13 protein-coding genes and 1 pseudogene are annotated in these 16,504 nt (G+C 62.3%); 7 read left to right on the plus strand and 7 right to left on the minus strand.

The annotated features are described in order from the left end of the window. The 3 genes and pseudogenes from FEM54_RS07315 to FEM54_RS07325 form a co-directional block, all read left to right on the plus strand. Positions 1-2,012, plus strand: a pseudogene (locus FEM54_RS07315) (putative maltokinase); the annotation flags it as partial. Beyond that, positions 2,009-4,246, plus strand: coding sequence for a 1,4-alpha-glucan branching protein GlgB (glgB, locus tag FEM54_RS07320; RefSeq protein ID WP_138450221.1), 2,238 nt, complete (start codon positions 2,009-2,011; stop codon positions 4,244-4,246). The pseudogene FEM54_RS07315 and the gene glgB, both read left to right, overlap by 4 nt. A 51-nt stretch (positions 4,247-4,297) precedes the next feature. Next, a complete protein-coding gene (locus FEM54_RS07325) occupies positions 4,298-5,464 on the plus strand; it encodes a GGDEF domain-containing protein (RefSeq protein ID WP_138450223.1) in 1,167 nt (388 codons plus the stop codon). A gap of 4 nt (positions 5,465-5,468) precedes the next feature. Here FEM54_RS07325 and FEM54_RS07330 read toward each other — a convergent pair whose 3' ends face one another. The 3 genes from FEM54_RS07330 to FEM54_RS07340 form a co-directional block, all read right to left on the minus strand. Continuing rightward, a complete protein-coding gene (locus FEM54_RS07330) occupies positions 5,469-7,655 on the minus strand; it encodes a GAF domain-containing hybrid sensor histidine kinase/response regulator (RefSeq protein WP_138450224.1) in 2,187 nt (728 codons plus the stop codon). Between the two features lie 161 nt (positions 7,656-7,816). Continuing rightward, entirely contained in the window at positions 7,817-8,668 is an 852-nt protein-coding gene (locus FEM54_RS07335; protein ID WP_017139121.1) for a CAP domain-containing protein, read from the minus strand. An 81-nt stretch (positions 8,669-8,749) separates the two neighbouring features. Next, entirely contained in the window at positions 8,750-9,970 is a 1,221-nt protein-coding gene (locus tag FEM54_RS07340; RefSeq protein WP_138450226.1) for an MFS transporter, read from the minus strand. A 113-nt stretch (positions 9,971-10,083) separates the two neighbouring features. On the opposite strand from FEM54_RS07340, the gene FEM54_RS07345 reads away from it, so the two are divergent. Together FEM54_RS07345 and FEM54_RS07350 are read left to right on the plus strand one after the other, a co-directional pair. After that, complete coding sequence (locus FEM54_RS07345) at positions 10,084-10,989, plus strand: LysR family transcriptional regulator (RefSeq protein ID WP_017139119.1); 906 nt, start codon at positions 10,084-10,086, stop codon at positions 10,987-10,989. Between the two features lie 20 nt (positions 10,990-11,009). After that, positions 11,010-11,681, plus strand: coding sequence for a GNAT family N-acetyltransferase (locus FEM54_RS07350; protein ID WP_138450228.1), 672 nt, complete (start codon positions 11,010-11,012; stop codon positions 11,679-11,681). Between the two features lie 503 nt (positions 11,682-12,184). Here the strand turns inward: FEM54_RS07350 and FEM54_RS07355 are convergent. Beyond that, positions 12,185-12,790, minus strand: coding sequence for a TetR/AcrR family transcriptional regulator (locus FEM54_RS07355; protein WP_138450230.1), 606 nt, complete (start codon positions 12,788-12,790; stop codon positions 12,185-12,187). An 83-nt stretch (positions 12,791-12,873) separates the two neighbouring features. On the opposite strand from FEM54_RS07355, the gene FEM54_RS07360 reads away from it, so the two are divergent. After that, positions 12,874-13,473: an NAD(P)H-dependent oxidoreductase gene (locus FEM54_RS07360; RefSeq protein WP_138450232.1), complete on the plus strand. Its 600-nt coding sequence runs from the start codon at positions 12,874-12,876 to the stop codon at positions 13,471-13,473. Here FEM54_RS07360 and FEM54_RS07365 read toward each other — a convergent pair whose 3' ends face one another. Both FEM54_RS07365 and FEM54_RS07370 read right to left on the minus strand, forming a co-directional pair. After that, positions 13,474-13,863: a hypothetical protein gene (locus FEM54_RS07365; protein ID WP_099548288.1), complete on the minus strand. Its 390-nt coding sequence runs from the start codon at positions 13,861-13,863 to the stop codon at positions 13,474-13,476. A 31-nt stretch (positions 13,864-13,894) separates the two neighbouring features. Further along, complete coding sequence (locus tag FEM54_RS07370; protein WP_017139113.1) at positions 13,895-15,151, minus strand: 3-phosphoshikimate 1-carboxyvinyltransferase; 1,257 nt, start codon at positions 15,149-15,151, stop codon at positions 13,895-13,897. Positions 15,152-15,492: 341 nt separating this feature from the next. Between FEM54_RS07370 and FEM54_RS07375 the strand changes: the two genes are divergently transcribed. Beyond that, entirely contained in the window at positions 15,493-16,122 is a 630-nt protein-coding gene (locus FEM54_RS07375) for a lytic polysaccharide monooxygenase auxiliary activity family 9 protein (protein ID WP_138450233.1), read from the plus strand. Positions 16,123-16,128: 6 nt separating this feature from the next. Here the strand turns inward: FEM54_RS07375 and FEM54_RS07380 are convergent. Continuing rightward, a partial coding sequence (locus FEM54_RS07380; RefSeq protein WP_138450235.1) for a UPF0149 family protein occupies positions 16,129-16,504 on the minus strand: 376 nt, incomplete at its 5' end.

The following is a 16,504-nucleotide window of genomic DNA, read 5'->3' on the forward strand; positions in this document are numbered from 1 at the left end:
GCAATGGTCCATCGACCGTAACGGCGGCTTCTCGCGCGCCGACCCGGCCAGCCTGGTGTTGCCGCCGATCATGGACCCGCAATATGGCTACCTGTCGGTCAACGTCGAAACCCAGGCCCAGGACCCGCATTCGCTGCTCAACTGGACCCGGCGCATGTTGGCGGTGCGTAAACAGTCCAAGGCCTTCGGGCGTGGAAGCCTGAAAATGCTCTCGCCGAGCAACCGCCGCATCCTGGCGTATACCCGTGAGTTCACCGGCGACGATGGCCGCACGGAAACCATTCTGTGCGTGGCCAACGTGTCGCGCAGCGCCCAGGCGGCCGAGCTGGACTTATCCGCCTTCGCCGGCATGGTGCCGGTGGAGATGCTCGGCGGTAACGCGTTCCCGCCCATCGGCCAGCTGAATTTCCTGCTGACTTTGTCGCCGTACGGTTTCTATTGGTTTGTGCTGGCGGCCGAACACCAGATGCCCAGCTGGCATGTGGAGCCGGCGCAGAGCATGCCGGATTTCACCACGCTGGTGCTCAAACAACGCATGGAAGAGTTACTCGACGAGCCGTGCCGCACCACCCTGGAGCACACCTCGCTGCCGGCATGGTTGCCCAAGCGGCGCTGGTATGCCGGTAAAGACACGGCCATCGACCAGGTGCAAATTGCCTACGGCGTGCGGTTTGGCGACCCGCAGCATCCGGTGCTGCTCAGTGAGGTCGATGTGACCAGCGGCGGCCAGGTCAGTCGTTATCAATTGCCGTTCGGCTTTTTAGCCGAAGACCAGTTCACCAGTGCCTTGCCCCAGCAACTGGCGCTGGCCCGCGTACGCCGGGGGCGTCAGGTTGGGCTCGTTACCGATGCCTTTAGCCTGGAACACTTTATCCGGGCGGTGATCCAGCTACCTGTCGGCCGAGCAGTCCAACAGTTCGGTGGTGGTGGGCGAGAGCCTGGTGCTCAAGCTGATCCGCAAAGTCAGCGCCGGGGTGCACCCGGAGCTGGAAATGAGCGCTTACCTGACGGCCGCCGATTACCCGAATATTTCGCCGTTGCTGGGCTCGATGATTCGTCGCGATGGCCAGGGGCAGGACAACCTGCTGATGATTGCCCAAGGCTACCTGAGCAACCAGGGCGACGCCTGGAGCTGGACCCAGAACAACCTGGAGCGCGCGATTCGCGACGAGCTGGCCCAAGCGATTTCCGAGCAGGAGCAGCATTACAACGCCTTGGGTGAACTGCAGGATTTTGCCGGTTTACTCGGCCAGCGCCTGGGCGAAATGCACGGGGTGCTGGCAGCACAAACCACCAACCAAGACTTCAAGCCCGAGACCACCACGGCCAAGGACACCCAGGCCTGGGCCAAGGACGTCGGCGCGCAGATCGACCGCGCGCTGCAGTTGTTAAAACTTCATCAAAGCCAGTTGAACCCCGCCGATCAGGCGCTGGTCAGTGAAATGCTGGGGCATAAAAAAGCGCTGGCCAGCAGTGTCCAGGCCCTGGCGAAAGCCACGGCCGGCGGTTTGCGCATTCGGGTCCACGGTGACTTGCACCTGGGGCAGGTCCTGGTGGTCAAGGGCGATGCGTATTTGATCGACTTTGAAGGCGAGCCGGCGCGCCCGCTGCATGAACGGCGCGGCAAGCACAGCCCGTATAAAGATGTAAGTGGCGTGCTGCGCTCGTTTGATTACGCCGCCGCCATGGCCCTGAATGTGCAAGGTGTGGATCACTCGCCGCAAGCGGATACCGCCCGCCAGCGTGTGACTGACCGTTACCTGAGTGAAGCGCGCAAGGCATTTATCCAGGCTTATCATCAGGCTACGTCTACACTGGCGCATGACTGGCAGGATGCCAATGGGCAGGACGCAGCGCTGACGTTGTTCAGCCTGGAGAAGGCCGCGTACGAAGTGGCTTACGAAGCAGAAAATCGCCCAACCTGGTTGCCGGTGCCCCTGCAAGGGCTGCACGGTTTACTCAGCGGGCTGCTATCTCAAGCGAATAATGCACGCGGTGGGGAGACGTCATGAGTTTTACACAGAGAGAACCGCTGCAAGCGAAGTTGACCGCCATGCCGGCGCCCAAAGATGTAGAAGCGCTGGTGCGCGCGGAACACCCGGACCCTTTTTCCATCCTGGGGCCGCACGATGACGAGCAGGGCGGGCAATTTATCCGCGCGTTCCTGCCCGAAGCCTTGAGCGTCCAGGTGTTGGCCCGCGAAAGCGGTGAAGCCATCGGCAGCCTGGACGCGACCCAGGTGCCGGGTTTGTTTGTCGGGCATTTTTCCACGCGCCAGGGCTACCTGCTGAAGATCCAGTGGGCCGGCGGCGAGCAGATCACCGAAGACCCCTACAGCTTCAGCCAGTTGCTGCTGGGTGAGATGGATTTGTACCTGTTCGCCGAAGGCAATCACCGTGACCTCAGCAGTTGCCTGGGCGCGCAGGTCACCAGCGTCGACGGCGTGCAAGGCGTGCGTTTTGCGGTGTGGGCGCCGAATGCGCGGCGCGTATCGGTGGTGGGTGACTTCAATATCTGGGATGGCCGCCGCCATCCGATGCGACTGCGGCATCCGTCGGGCGTGTGGGAGATCTTTATCCCACGTCTGCAAACGGGCGCGGCCTACAAGTACGAGATTCTCGGCGCCCATGGGATTCTGCCGCTCAAGGCCGACCCCATGGCGCTTGCTACTCAACTGCCGCCCGACACTGCCTCAAAAGTCGCCGCGCCGTTGCAGGTGGACTGGCAAGACCATGAGTGGATGCAGGCGCGTGCCGACAAGCAAAAGGCCTCGGCGCCATTATCCATTTATGAGCTGCATGTCGGTTCCTGGCAGTGTGAACTCGACGAGGCCGGTGAAGTGTCGCGCCAATATGGCTGGCGCGAACTGGCCGAGCGCTTGATTCCTTATGTGCAGCAATTGGGCTTTACCCATATCGAGCTGATGCCGATCATGGAGCACCCGTTCGGTGGCTCCTGGGGTTACCAGGCGCTGTCGCAGTTTGCACCGAGCGCACGCTTTGGCTCGCCGGAGGACTTCGGGTTTTTCGTCAACGCCCTGCACCAGGCCGACATCGGTGTGATTCTGGACTGGGTGCCGGCGCATTTCCCCACCGATACCCACGGCCTGGCCCAGTTCGACGGCACGGCCTTGTACGAATACGCCAACCCGCTGGAAGGCTTCCACCAGGACTGGGACACGCTGATCTACAACCTGGGCCGCACCGAAGTGCACGGCTTTATGCTCGCTTCGGCGTTGCATTGGCTCAAGCACTTCCACATCGACGGTTTGCGCGTAGATGCCGTGGCCTCAATGCTGTATCGCGATTATTCGCGCAAAGCCGGTGAGTGGGTGCCTAACCGCCATGGCGGCCGCGAAAACCTGGAGGCCATCGACTTCCTGCGCCATCTCAATGATGTGGTCGCGCTGGAAGCGCCGGGCGCGCTGGTGATTGCCGAAGAGTCCACAGCCTGGCCGGGCGTCAGCCAGAGCACGCAGCAGGGCGGCCTGGGTTTTAACTACAAATGGAACATGGGCTGGATGCACGATTCGCTGCACTACATCCAGCAAGACCCGGTGTACCGCGCCCATCATCACAATGAGCTGAGTTTCGGCCTGGTGTATGCGTGGTCCGAACGCTTTATCCTGCCGATCTCCCACGATGAAGTGGTGCACGGCAAGCACTCACTGATCGACAAGATGCCCGGCGATCGCTGGCAGAAATTCGCCAACCTGCGCGCCTATCTGAGCTTTATGTGGATGCACCCCGGCAAGAAGCTGCTGTTTATGGGCTGCGAATTCGGCCAATGGCGCGAGTGGAACCACGATCAGCAGTTGGATTGGTACTTGCTGCAATACCCCGAACACCGAGGCGTGCAGAAACTGGTCGGTGACCTTAACCGCCTGTACCGCGAGGAACCGGCGCTGCATGAGCAGGACGATGCGCCCCAAGGGTTCCAGTGGTTGATTGGCGACGATGCGATCAACAGTGTCTATGCCTGGCTACGCTGGAGCAAGGACGGCAAACCGGTGCTGGTGGTGGCCAACTTCACCCCGGTGCCGCGTGAGGGCTACGCGGTCGGCGTGCCGTTTGCCGGGCGCTGGAGCGAGGTGATCAACAGTGATGCCGACACCTATGCCGGCTCCAATTATGGCAACGGCGGCGAAGTGCTCACCCAAGAGGAGCCGCGCCATGGGCAGCCGGTGTCGCTGTCGCTGAATCTGCCGCCTTTGGGCGTGTTGATTCTTCGCCCGCAAGCGCTGTAACGGCTCTAGTGTGGTGGATTCTGTTGTCCGCACTACTGGCAGGGTGCCACAATGGCGCCTTTGTCGTGGCAGTCGAAGCAGGCGCATTTCATGAACGGCCTTGGGCGTGGGCAAGACCCGGATGAACTCATCGAACAGCAGGTGCGAACCGACCGTTTGCACCAGCTGTTTCGCCAATCGTTCTCGGCTATTTTCGGCAGCTACCTGGGCGCTGTCATGCTCTGCTGGCTGTGTTGGGGCCGGTTTGACCACAAGGTCATGCTGGTCTGGCTGGGGTTGCTGGCGGTGACATCGCTGGTGCGCGTCAAACTGTTCACCGACTGGTTTCGCTGCCCCGACAGCGAGCGCACGCCCCGGCGCTGGGAACGCCGCTATTGGGTCACGCTGATGCTGTCAGCCGGCACCTGGGGCCTCGGCGCCCTGGCCGTGATGTCGACGGATGATCGTGTCTCCCAGGTGCTGGTCATGCTGTTTACCGTGGGCATGTCAGTGAGCGCGGTTTCGTGTTATTCGGCCTATCGCTATATGACCCTGGGCTCCATGGCGCTGGTGCTGTTGCCGTGCACCCTGTGGTTGCTGTTCCAGCCGGCGCCGATGCAAGTAGGTGTGGCGATTGCGGTGCTGGTGTTCTCGACCTTTGTGGTCAGTGCCACGCGCAAGCTGTCGGATGCGCTGGAAAAAGCCTTCCGACTGACCCGACAGATGGAACGTGCTCACCATATCTCCACGCGTGCTGCCCAGACCGACGAGCTCACCGGGCTGATGAACCGTCGCGCGTTTTTCGAACAGGCCCACCTGCTGTACGCGCATTGCCACCACCACCAGCAGCCGCTGAGCGCGTTGATGATGGACATGGACCATTTCAAGGACATCAACGACACCTACGGCCATCAGGCCGGCGACCAGGTGTTGCGCCAGATTGGCGGGGTGATCAGCACGTCGTTTCGCCAGGCCGATGTTTATGGTCGGCTCGGTGGTGAAGAATTCGCGGTGTTGCTGCCCAACACCTCACTGGAAACCGCGCGAGGCATCGCCGAGCAACTGGTCCAGGCGATTTCGGGCCTGACCTGTGAACCGGTGAAGGGCTTGACCGCCAGCCTCGGTGTGGCCACTACCCGCAGCCTTGATCAGGACTTGCACAGCCTGATGAACAACGCCGACAAAGCGCTGTACCGCGCCAAGGCTATGGGGCGTAATCAGGTGGCCGTCGCGCAGTAGCGCCTCACTCCTTGAGCATCGACCTGGCCAATGCCCGCGCCACTTGGTCGGCGGAGTAGGGCTTGGGGAGGAATTCGAAGCCTTCATAACCGCTGTCGGCCAGTTCTTCGCTGTAGCCTGACGTGAGAACCACCGGCAAGTCGGGGCGGCGCTGGCGCAGCAGTTTGCTCATGGCCACGCCGGTCATGCCTGGCATCACCACATCCGAGAAAATCGCGTCAAACGCCATGCCGTCCGGGCCGGCCAGTGCCAGTGCCTGCTCGGCATGGGTGGCCCAGGTGGTGCGGTAACCCAGGTCCTGCAGGATCTGGTTGGCAAAACGGCCGACCTCGAGGTTGTCTTCGACTATCAGGATGTGGCGCGCCGCAGTGGCGGGCAGCGGGCTCTGATCTTCCTGGACCGGGCAGGCCTGCACCGCCACAGGCTCGGCCTCGGGTAGATACAGGGTAAACACGCTGCCCTGGCCGAGGTTGCTGGTGACGTCGACGTTGCCACCGGACTGTTTGGCAAACCCGAACACCTGGGACAAGCCAAGCCCGGTACCTTTGCCCACCGCCTTGGTGGTAAAGAAGGGTTCGAAAATGCGCTCGACGGTGTCAACGGCAATGCCGCTGCCGGTATCGGCCAAGGCAATGCTCACAAAAGGCTGGTTTGATTCGGCATCGCCACGGATACGCGGCAGTCTGGCAATGTGGGCGACGCGCAGGGTCAGGGTGCCTTGACCTTCCATGGCATCGCGGGCATTGAGCGCGATATTGATCAGGGCGGTTTCAAATTGGCTCGAGTCGACGCGCACATGGCACGGTCGCTGCGGCAACTCCAACTGCACGCGGATACGCGCACCGGTGAGGCTTTCGAGCATCTCGCCGATGTTCTTGACCCGCAGGCTCACATCGAAAACTTCCGGGTTCAGCGGTTGGCGGCGGGCAAAGGCGAGCAGTTGGCTGGTGAGTTTGCTGGCCCGCTCGACAGTGTCGGACACCGCGCTCATGTAGCGTTGGCGGCGCTCTTCGGACAACCCCGGCTGGCGTAGAAAATCCACCGAGGAGCGGATGATGGTCAGCAGGTTGTTGAAGTCATGGGCCACGCCGCCCGTCAACTGGCCGATGGCTTCGAGTTTCTGCGACTGGCGCAGAGCGGCTTCGGCCTGGGCCAGCGCCAGGGTGCGTTCTTCGACACGCTGCTCCAGGGTAGTGTTGAGTTCGGCAAAGGCTGCCAGCCCTTCACGCACATGGGCATCGGCGCGCACGCGCTCGATATGCGCCCAGGAGCGCTCGGTGACTTCGCGCAGCAAAGCCAGGTCGTAGCTCGACCACAGCCGTGGGACTTTATCGTGTACCGCCATCAAGGCCGTCAGCCGACCATTTTTGATGAGTGGCATGCAGATCGTGGCGCTGACGCCCAATGCCTGAAAGGACGCTGACTCTTCTGGTGGCAGCTCGCGCAGGTTGTCATGGATCACCAGTGGCTCACCGGCCCGCAGGCAGTTGACGGCCGTTTCACCGAAAGCCGCCAGGCTGTAGCAGCCGATAATGCTGGGCGAACCGGGGGCTGTCCAATTGTCACGGATGGTGAAGCCGTCTTCATCGGCGTCCATATCGGCGTAGGCGCAGTTACTCACCTGCAGATGTTCGGCGACCAATTGAGTGGTGCTGCTCAGAATGGTTTCGGCATCTGCCGCATTGGCCACCGTGTGGCTGATGGCTTCCAATACCGCCAGGCGACGGGCGAGGAATACTGTGGTGGTGGTTTCCGACACGGTGTCGAGAATGCCGACTACCTTGCCCTCGGGGTCGCGAATCGGGCTATAACAAAAGGTGAAGTACGCCTGTTCCCGCGTCGGGCCGCGTTCAATCACCAGGGGGAAATTTTCGATGTAGGTGGCATGGCCTTGGAAGGCGGCATCGGCGATGGGGCTGATATCCGCCCACACCTCATGCCACACCTCGTTGAACGGGCGCCCCAACGGGTCGGGCTTGGTGCCCAGGATCGGAATGAATGCATCGTTGTAGAGTGTGATCAACTGCGGCCCCCAGACAATCGCCTGGGGAAAGCTCGATGCGAAGCACAGCGCTACGGTGGTCTTGAGCACGTCGGGCCACTGCTCCAGCGGGCCTAGTGGCGTGTTCGCCCAGTCATGCTGGCGAACCCGCTCAGCCATTTCGCTGCTGCTTTGCAGCCAATTCATCATTGCGAAAACACCTTGTTTACCACGGTCTGTCGAGGGCCTGAAGCGGTCAGGCTAACAAGCAACAGACCGGAATGAATGCTGCCAGTTCAGCACGATTATTCAGGTGATAGCAATTTGATGTTCTATACAAATGAATAGGCCTGCAGTCGGGCCTAAGACGCCTATTGCGCGCCGAGAACCCCCGTCCAATAAATGCCGGCATCACTCTTGGGGTCCATGGCGTAGGCCGCGCCCAATTCACGAAATTGCGGGTTCATCAGGTTGGCGCAATGCCCGGGGCTGGCGAGCCAGCCGTCCACGACCTTGCGCGGGTTGTCGAGGCCGGCGGCGATGTTTTCGCCGATGTTTTTTGCGATGTACCCGGCCAGTTCCGCACGATCGCCAGGCGTGCGGCCGTCATGATCCAGGTGGTCGAAGAAATTGCCATTAGCCATGTTGCGCGAATGGCTGTTGGCGGCGCTGGCCAAGTCGTCATTCCACGACAGCGGCGTGGTCGCGCTAAACGCCTGGGTGCCGCATTGGCGTGGTTGTTGACGGGCGGTGTTGACCAGATCGAGAAGTTTTTTGCCCTCGGTCTGCCAGTCGCCAAGGCCGCTGGTGAGCAGCGGGCGCGCCAGCACGATGCGCCAGTCCTGGCCGCTGTTGCTCACGCCAATATCGACAAATTGCGGGTCCAGTACCACGCGGCAGAAGCTTTCGCGCACGGCCTTCATCGCCGCCTCGGCGTCTTTGGGGCCGGAGAGGCTGATGGCCTGCACATTCACCATCGGGTACGCGGCCCGCGCGAGCGCCTGCTGCAAGTCGCCGACATTGGTGGCCGGCAGCACCAGTCGGGTGTCGCTGGCCAGCGGTGGCAGTTCCTGGGAACCCTGGTTGCCGCAGCGTTGTACGTGGCTGCGGTATTCGTTGATCTGTTGCACTAACTGACTTTCTTCATTCGCCATCGCGCTGGCGCAGAACACCACATTGGCGGCCAGCGTCGTCAGACCCATCATCAATGACAGCACGCGCATGGACGTTACCCTTGAGCTTGAAAGTGCCCATGATGCGCGAAGTAACCCGGTTTGGGGCAACGCCTTTTTTGTTTTTTTGCCTCAGCGGGTGTTCTGCGGGCAGATCGTGGCGCGGTTGCGGCCCCAGGCAAACGTGCTGGCGGTGACGATCAGGACCAACGCCATGGCGAAGGTCACATGCAAGCCATTGGCAACACTGGGTGGCGCTGCGTGGGCCACATCGGGGCTGGCCCAGGCAAATACCGCGCCCAGGGCCCAGGCACCGAAAATCAGTCCCAGGTTGCGCGACAGGTTCAGCAGGCCAGAGACGGTTCCTCGGCGTGTCGGCGCGACATCGCTCATCACCGCGGTGTTATTGGCGGCTTGAAACAGGCTATAGCCCGTCGTCAGCAGGATCAGGGCGCCGAGGTAAGCGAGCAGTCCCGCCGTCAACGAAAGCGACAGGGCACCCAGGGCCATCACCCCCAAGCCCGCGAGGGTCATGTGATGGCTGCCCAGGCGATCGGTGAGGCGGCCCGCCGGCACACCGGTCAGCGCCGCAACACAGGGGCCGACGGCCATGGCCAGGCCCATCCAGGCGGGGTCGAGCCCCAGGCCACGGGAGAGGTAAAACGGCCCGACCACGAATGTGGCCATGATCACTGCCGCCACCAGCGCGCTCATCGCCAACCCGGCACGCAGCGTCGGGTCTTGCAAAGGCTGCCAGAAAGCACCTGCCGATTCGCGGGCGCGGGCGCTGGCCTGGCGGTCTGCCGGTAAGTAATAAAAGGCGAGGGCGGCGGCCAACAGGCCCAACGGTACGCCGACCGCGAACAACGCGCGCCAGCCCCACAGGCTCAGCAACACCCCGCCGACACTGGGGCCCATGGCGGTGCCGACTGCTGACATCGTTCCGAGCAAACCCATCACCTGCCCGGTACGCGCCTTGGTGACCGTGTCGCCCACCATCCCGAGGGTCATCGCCATCATGCTCGCCGCCCCCAGGCCTTGCAGGGCGCGCGCGGCAATCAGCCATTTAAGCGAAGGTGCTGCCGCGCACAGTGCACACGCCACGGCGAACAGCAGCAAGCCGGCGAGCAATACGCGTCGGCGCCCCCAACGATCGCCCAGGCGGCCGGCGCCGACAATCACCGCCGTGATCGCCAGCAGGTAGGCGAGCACCACCCACTGCACGGCATGAAAGGATGCATCAAATGCCTGGGCCAGGCTGGGCAGGCCGACATTGGCGATGCTGGTGCCCAAAGCGGCCAGCAACATGGATAGCGACAGACTGACGAGCGCGGCGCGTGAAGAGTTGTGCATGGACGATTCCTTGAGTGAAGGCAACTGACACAACTCTACGGCGTGGCCTAATATGGCGGAAGACGCATGGGTTGCAGCTAATACCTGCATCAAACGCCTGATAAGGAACACGTATGCCCGACCTGAATTTGCTCATTACCCTGGATACGTTGCTTAGCGAGGGCAGTGTCGCCGCTGCCGCCAGGCGCCTGCGCCTGAGCCCTTCGGCCATGAGCCGCGCGCTGGCACGCCTGCGTGAAACCACCGGTGACCCCTTGCTGGTGCGCGCCGGGCGCGGGCTGGTGCCGACCCCGCGGGCGGTCGAACTGCGTGAACAGGTCAGCCGTTTGGTGCAGGAGGCCCAGGCGGTGCTGCGCCCTGCGCAAACCTTGGACATGGGCCAGGTGGTACGCACGTTCACGCTGCGCTCGAGCGAGGAGTTTGTCGAAAACCTCGGCCCGGCGTTGCTCGCGCGTATCGCCCAGGAAGCGCCGGGCGTGCGCCTGCGTTTCGTCGACAAGAGCGACAAGGACTCGGCGCTGCTGCGCGAGGGCAGTATTGACCTGTCGATTGGCGTGGTCGACGCCAGCGCCAGTCCCGAACTGCTGACCCAGGCGCTGTTCCGTGACCGACTGATCGGTGTGGTCCGCAGCGGCCATGCGCTGAGCCAGGGTGAAGTCAGCGCCGAGCGCTTTGCCCAGGGCCAGCATGTCTACGTGTCACGCCGTGGGCTGGACCGTGGCCAGGTCGACGACGCCCTGCAAGCGCTGGGCCTGACGCGGGAGATCAGCACCATCGTCGCCGGCTTTGCCACCGCCATCGCCCTGGCCCGCGACACCGACCTGATCGCCAGCGTGCCCGAACGCTACACCGCCCATCAGCGCGACGGGCTGTACAGCTTCGCGCTGCCGATAGTCGTGCCGCCGTTCACCGTGGCCATGCTCTGGCACCCACGCCTGGATGCCGATGTGGCCCACCGCTGGTTGCGCGGCTGTTTGCGCCAGGTGTGCGGGCAGCAGGTACAATCACCGCTGCCTTGACGCTAAACCCAGGAATTTGCATGTTCAGCCTTACCCGCTACACCACCGCGTGCCCCGAGCCGATCAACAGCCAGATCCTGCAGATGGTGGTAGACAACCTCACCGACATCAGCAGTGTGGCGTTGCCGCCGAGCAACCTGCTCTACAACATCTATCAATATGCCGTCGGCTTTGAGGTGCACCTGTACCTTGAAGCGCTGACTGGCGCCAAGGGCATCGCGGTTGAACTGGTGGTGGCGATGCGGGACGAACAGGTGATCGGCTTTTGCCTGTACCTGCCCGTCAAGGATGATCCGCACGCCTGTGGCATCGCCTTTATGGCCGTGCAAGCCGGGCATCGGCGCCAGGGCGTGGCCCGCGCCATGCTTGGCGAGGTGCTGGCGCATTATCCCCACGCAGAACTGGCCTGCTCAGTGGAAAAAGTGCCGGCGTTCCAAGCGCTGGGCTTTCAGGTGCGTGGCGCACGCGGCACCCAAGTGTTGATGAACACCCGCGATTACGGCACCGATGGTTTGATGGGCGTGCTGGACGTGGCTGCGATCTACAGCTCGCTGGAGGTGCGGCAGATTCATACGTACTTGCTGCAAAAACACGGCAAGCGCGCGATGGTTGATGCCGAGAAGCAGCGGGATCGGCACTTGGATTACCTTGCGCGTAAGGTGCAGCTATTTTTAAGCGAGCATCAGGCCTGAATGTAAAAGACCTTCCTTGGGTAGAGGGGGTGTGTGTATATCCGTTGCTGCGGTAACGGCGGCTTAGGGTTCCGCCCTGACGGCGGGTCACTTTTGGCAAACGCCCGGAATGCCGGCCCAGCCAAAAGTAACCAAAAGGTCTGTGCCCCACCACTCGGTGCCTCGCTTAGGCTCGGCATGCCCGCAATCCGGCTTGAATCCGTGGGCCGCCGCGATGGGGCATCCTTGGCCCAGCGCGGCTAACCCGGCGTCCTGCCGGGTTACCCACGGATTCAAGCCTGCGTTCGGCCATCGTGGTTAACGGGGCGCCTCAGATCAAAATCAAGATCAAGATCTACAGCACGGCGGCCTAGTAGCCGACCTGAGTGGTTAGATCAAAAGCGAAAAGCGGATCTGCATACACCGAAGATCTGCTTTTCTGTGGGAGCTGGCTTGCCTGCGATGCAGGCACCTCGGTATCGCAGCGGTACGATAATTCGACAAGCCTGCTCCCACGTGAAGAATCATTTCACCGTGCCGCGATTGACCATCGCCAGAATCGTCGCCAGCAACTCGTGCTGCGCCTCCTCACGGCTGATCTCACCACTGGCGGCCGCCTGGGACAAGGCTTCGGCGGCACCCAGCATGGCGCGTAAGCCTGCCTGGGAAACAGTGCCGTTGGGCGCGAACGGCGCCAGTGCGTCGCGGCACTTTTGCAGGAAGATCGCCTCGTATTTGCGCTTCAGCGTTTCCAGTTCCGGCGAGCTGCTCAAGGCGGCAATCACCCCCGGAATTTCCCGCCCTTGCAACAACACGCAATCGACGTAGCACGACGCGATGACCCAGGCTTGCTCCTGCAGGGTCGCGGCGCTGGAGTCCAGCGCATCGGCAAACACCTGGTTCTGGCGGCTATCGAAGTCTTCATACAGTGCGGCCAGCAGGCCGGCGCGGGTGACGAAATGGTCGTAGACCACCGGCTTGGTGACGCCCGCCAGCTCGGCCAGGCGGCCCAGGGTCAGGGCTTCGGTGCCTTCTTCGCGTACCAGTTGCCAGGCCATGTCGAGCAATTGGCGCAGGCGATCCTCGCGGGACAGGCGGCGGCGTGGGGCAGGGGATTCAGCGCTTGACATGCTTATATACCAAAAGTAACTTAAGGTGCGTAACCTACTAAAAGTAGCTAGCGCCCAGCCTAGCCCGAAATGGAGTCAATGTCATGCACGCACTGATCGTTGTAGGCCATCACGACCCGCAATCCCTCACCCATAGCCTCGCCGCGCAAGTGGCGGCCGGGCTCACGGCGGGCGGCCACACTTATGAGGTTGCCGACCTCGCCGCCGAAGGCTTCGATCCGCGCTATACCGCCGCTGACCACCTCGTACACCGCACTCGCGCTGAGCCGCCCGCCGATGTGCTCGCCGAGCAGGCGCGCATCGACCGCGCCGATGCATTGGTGCTGGCGTTTCCGATTTATTGGTGGTCCCTGCCGGGGCTGCTCAAAGGTTGGGTTGACCGCGTGTTCGTCAACGGCTGGGCGATTGATTACGGCCCCGATACGCCGGTGGTGAAAAAACTGCGGCACTTGCAGGTGCACCTGCTGGCGTTGGGTGCGGCAGATGAAAGCGCGTTTGATCGGCACGGTTATGCCAAGGCCATGCGCACGCAAATCGACTACGGGATTTTTGATTACTGTGGGGCGCAGGTGGTGACGTCAACGCTGCTGCTGGATTCGGAAAGCGGCGCTGCGCAGGCGCACTTGCACACCGCGAAAGCCATAGGGCAGGGCTTGTTTGCACACGAAACGGTGGCTGGTTAGTCAGCCTTCGCGAAACAGATCGTGAGCATCCAACAGGCGGTAGGCGATTTCCGGGCGCTTCTCCATGCCACGGCGAATCGCTGCCGGAATCGCCTGGCGGGTTTTGCGGCACAGGCCGGGCTGCTCATCGATGTTGATCTGAATGCCGCGCATGCTCTTGACCTCGGTGTGCCCCGGCGCTACCTGCACGCGGATGCCCAATAGCTCGAACATCTTCTGTTGCATGTGTTCCAGGTCTTGCAGGCTCTGGAGGTTTTCCAGGCGCTCGACCAGCTTTTTTTCTTCCTGACGCGTCAGGCTGAGAATGCGCAGGTCGGCGCCGGGCGCTTGCAACAGCTGTTCGCGGTCGCAAGCGCAGACGCCGGGTGGGCAGGGTTGGCGAATTGACATCTGCATTCCCTCCCTACGCCGACGTGCTGGCTCAGTAGCTGAGCGTTACCCCAAGGCTGCCCAAGGCCTTCCAGTATTCAGGGTAGGTCTTGGCCACGCAGTCCGGGTCTTGAATGCGTATTCCCGCGACCTTCAGCCCGGCCAGGGCAAAACACATCGCGATGCGATGGTCGGCGTGGGTGTCGATCAGCGCATTGCAAGAGGTGCCGGCCAGCGCCGGGTCGCTGGCCACCAACAGGTCGTCGCCCTCGATGGTCGCCAAGCCTGGACGAATCTCGTTGAGGCCGTCGTGCAGCGCCTGTACACGGTCACATTCCTTGACGCGCAGGTTGGCCAGTTCAGTGAAGCGCACCGGGGTGTTGTTGAACGCAGCCAGCACGGCCAGGGTCGGGATTGCGTCCTGCATCTGCGAGCCGACTACCGTGGCTTGCATGTTCGGGAACTGCGCGATCACGGCCTGGGCCTTGGCGTCCGGCTGGGTGAAGTGCTGCGCGGCCACGCCGATGTCGATGCGCCCGCCGGTCAACACTTCGGCAGCCCACAGGTAAGTGGCGGCGGAGGCGTCGGGTTCGATCAGGTAGTCATGGGCGCTGTAGCCGGTGGGGGCCACGCGCCAGGTGGTGTCGTCGACCACCTCGACCTGCGCACCGAACGCCCGCATGCAGTCCAGGGTCAGGTCGACGTAGCCACGGGCGCCGATGTCCTTGCCGGTCAACGCCACTTCAATCGGCGCCTGGCCGCAGGCGGCGAGCATCAACAGGGCTGACACGTACTGGCTGGACAAGCCGCCATCAATCTCAAAACGCTTGGCCTGCACCTTGCCCACGCCGTGTACGGTCACCGGCGGGCAGCCGGTCGGGCTGTCGACGCGGATGCCGTTCTGGCCGAGGGTGGCCAACAGCGGGCCGATCGGACGTTTTTGCATGTAGTCGTCGCCGTCGAGCACCACGGTGCCCTCGACGGTCGCCACGGCGGCAGTCAGAAAACGCATCGCGGTGCCGGCATTGCCGAGGAACAGCGGCTGCGACGGCAATTGCAACTTGCCGGAGCCGGTCACAACGAAGGTGGTGTCGTCCGGTTCATCGATGCTCACGCCCATTTGGCGCAAGGCCACCGACATGTGGCGGGTGTCATCGCTTTTCAGTGCGCCGCTCAAGCGGCTGGTGCCCTTGGCCAGGGCGGCCAGCAGCAGGGCGCGGTTGGTAATGGATTTGGAGCCGGGGGGCGCGACCTTGCCGTTCAGGGCGAAATTGGGCGGTGTAACGGTCACGGTTTTCTGCGAACTCAAGGTACAAGGCTCCTGATCAAGGCAAGGCGGTAGGGAGTGGCCGACGGGCGGACCCGAATAATCAGCTAAACACGCCACCCTTGTCGAGCAGGGATCGTGGTAGGGCGCGTATTTCGAGGCGGTCGCCGACTTGTCCGGGGAATGGACTGCTCCTGTAGTCGAACTACTCCTGCGGGCGTAGGACAAGCAGCAAATCTGATGCAGGACAACGGCGCTCACTTAGCGAAACGAGGGCGACGTGAGATATTTCCGAGAGAAGTGGCGACTGGACAATAAAGCCCGCCAAGGTAAGTTCAAGGCGTGCCCCATGACGGGGCCTATTCAATCAAGGAGTGAATGAAATGAACAAACCCCAGACCCAACTTCGTCACGGTCGCGTAGTGACCCCGGCCAGCCGTGGTTCAGTGGCGGTGGAGCGTGGGCTGCTCGGCAACTGGCAAGTCAACGAGATGGAAGGCGGTAAAAACTTCCCATCGCTCGCCGCCGGGCCATTCCCGGCACCTTATGAAACAGATGATCAAAGCGTCACACCGCCTGGCGACGGGCATATCTTGAGCGGCGGCAAAACCGACGACCGCGATTGCATCAACTTCACCGACGAGGAGATGAGCAAAAAGCTCAATAGCCCCTTCACTTGGCCGTTGCTGAATGTCGAGGCTGGCCAGGTGTTCAAGGTGCAGTGGGAGTACACCGCCGCCCACGTCACCCGTGGTTATCGCTGGCTGATCACCAAGGATGGCTGGGACCCCAAGCAACGCATCAGCCGTGCGCAACTTGAGGCCAAGCCGTTTTTCGAAGACTTCTACACCCAGGTGCCGTACTACCAGCACGCCGATGAAATGAAGGCCAAGGTCGAACACCAGGTCACGCTGCCCAAGGGCAAGAAAGGCCGGCATGTGGTGGTGTTGATGTGGATCGTGGCCAACACCGGCAACGCGTTCTACCAGGCGTTTGACCTGGACTTCAAATAAGCGCTGTTACCGCTGGGCCAACCAGTAGTCATGCAGCGCCCGCGCGGCGGGTTCGATGGCTCGAACCCGCTGCTGGTGGGCGTTTACATCCAGGTCGGCCGGCAGTTCGAAGTTGTCCTGCTCGGCGCACCAGGAAATCTTTTCCAGCAGCGCCGCCTGTTCGGCCGGCAGTTCTGGCCAGTTGCCAATCGCGGCACCACGGATATAACCAAAGCACCATTCCTCGGCAAGCGTGACGGTTTGACCTTGGTGTTCGGTGTCATCAAAACGCGCCTTGAAGCCTTGCGCATCGGTGGCCAATTGCGCCGCCAGCATATTCATATGGTGCACGCACAGCTCGAGGAAGCGCTGGGCTTCTTCGACGTTTTCCCAGGCCGGGTTC

This window comes from Pseudomonas edaphica, from assembly GCF_005863185.1.
Classification (GTDB): Bacteria; Pseudomonadota; Gammaproteobacteria; order Pseudomonadales; family Pseudomonadaceae; genus Aquipseudomonas; species Aquipseudomonas edaphica.

Bases quoted from the DNA above. Each gene is read 5' to 3' on its own strand.
- glgB (WP_138450221.1), top strand. From the start codon at position 2,009: ATGAGTTTTACACAGAGAGAACCGCTGCAAGCGAAGTTGACCGCCATG.
- FEM54_RS07325 (WP_138450223.1), top strand. From the start codon at position 4,298: ATGGCGCCTTTGTCGTGGCAGTCGAAGCAGGCGCATTTCATGAACGGC.
- FEM54_RS07330 (WP_138450224.1), bottom strand. From the start codon at position 7,655: ATGATGAATTGGCTGCAAAGCAGCAGCGAAATGGCTGAGCGGGTTCGC.
- FEM54_RS07335 (WP_017139121.1), bottom strand. From the start codon at position 8,668: ATGCGCGTGCTGTCATTGATGATGGGTCTGACGACGCTGGCCGCCAAT.
- FEM54_RS07340 (WP_138450226.1), bottom strand. From the start codon at position 9,970: ATGCACAACTCTTCACGCGCCGCGCTCGTCAGTCTGTCGCTATCCATG.
- FEM54_RS07345 (WP_017139119.1), top strand. From the start codon at position 10,084: ATGCCCGACCTGAATTTGCTCATTACCCTGGATACGTTGCTTAGCGAG.
- FEM54_RS07350 (WP_138450228.1), top strand. From the start codon at position 11,010: ATGTTCAGCCTTACCCGCTACACCACCGCGTGCCCCGAGCCGATCAAC.
- FEM54_RS07355 (WP_138450230.1), bottom strand. From the start codon at position 12,790: ATGTCAAGCGCTGAATCCCCTGCCCCACGCCGCCGCCTGTCCCGCGAG.
- FEM54_RS07360 (WP_138450232.1), top strand. From the start codon at position 12,874: ATGCACGCACTGATCGTTGTAGGCCATCACGACCCGCAATCCCTCACC.
- FEM54_RS07365 (WP_099548288.1), bottom strand. From the start codon at position 13,863: ATGTCAATTCGCCAACCCTGCCCACCCGGCGTCTGCGCTTGCGACCGC.
- FEM54_RS07375 (WP_138450233.1), top strand. From the start codon at position 15,493: ATGAACAAACCCCAGACCCAACTTCGTCACGGTCGCGTAGTGACCCCG.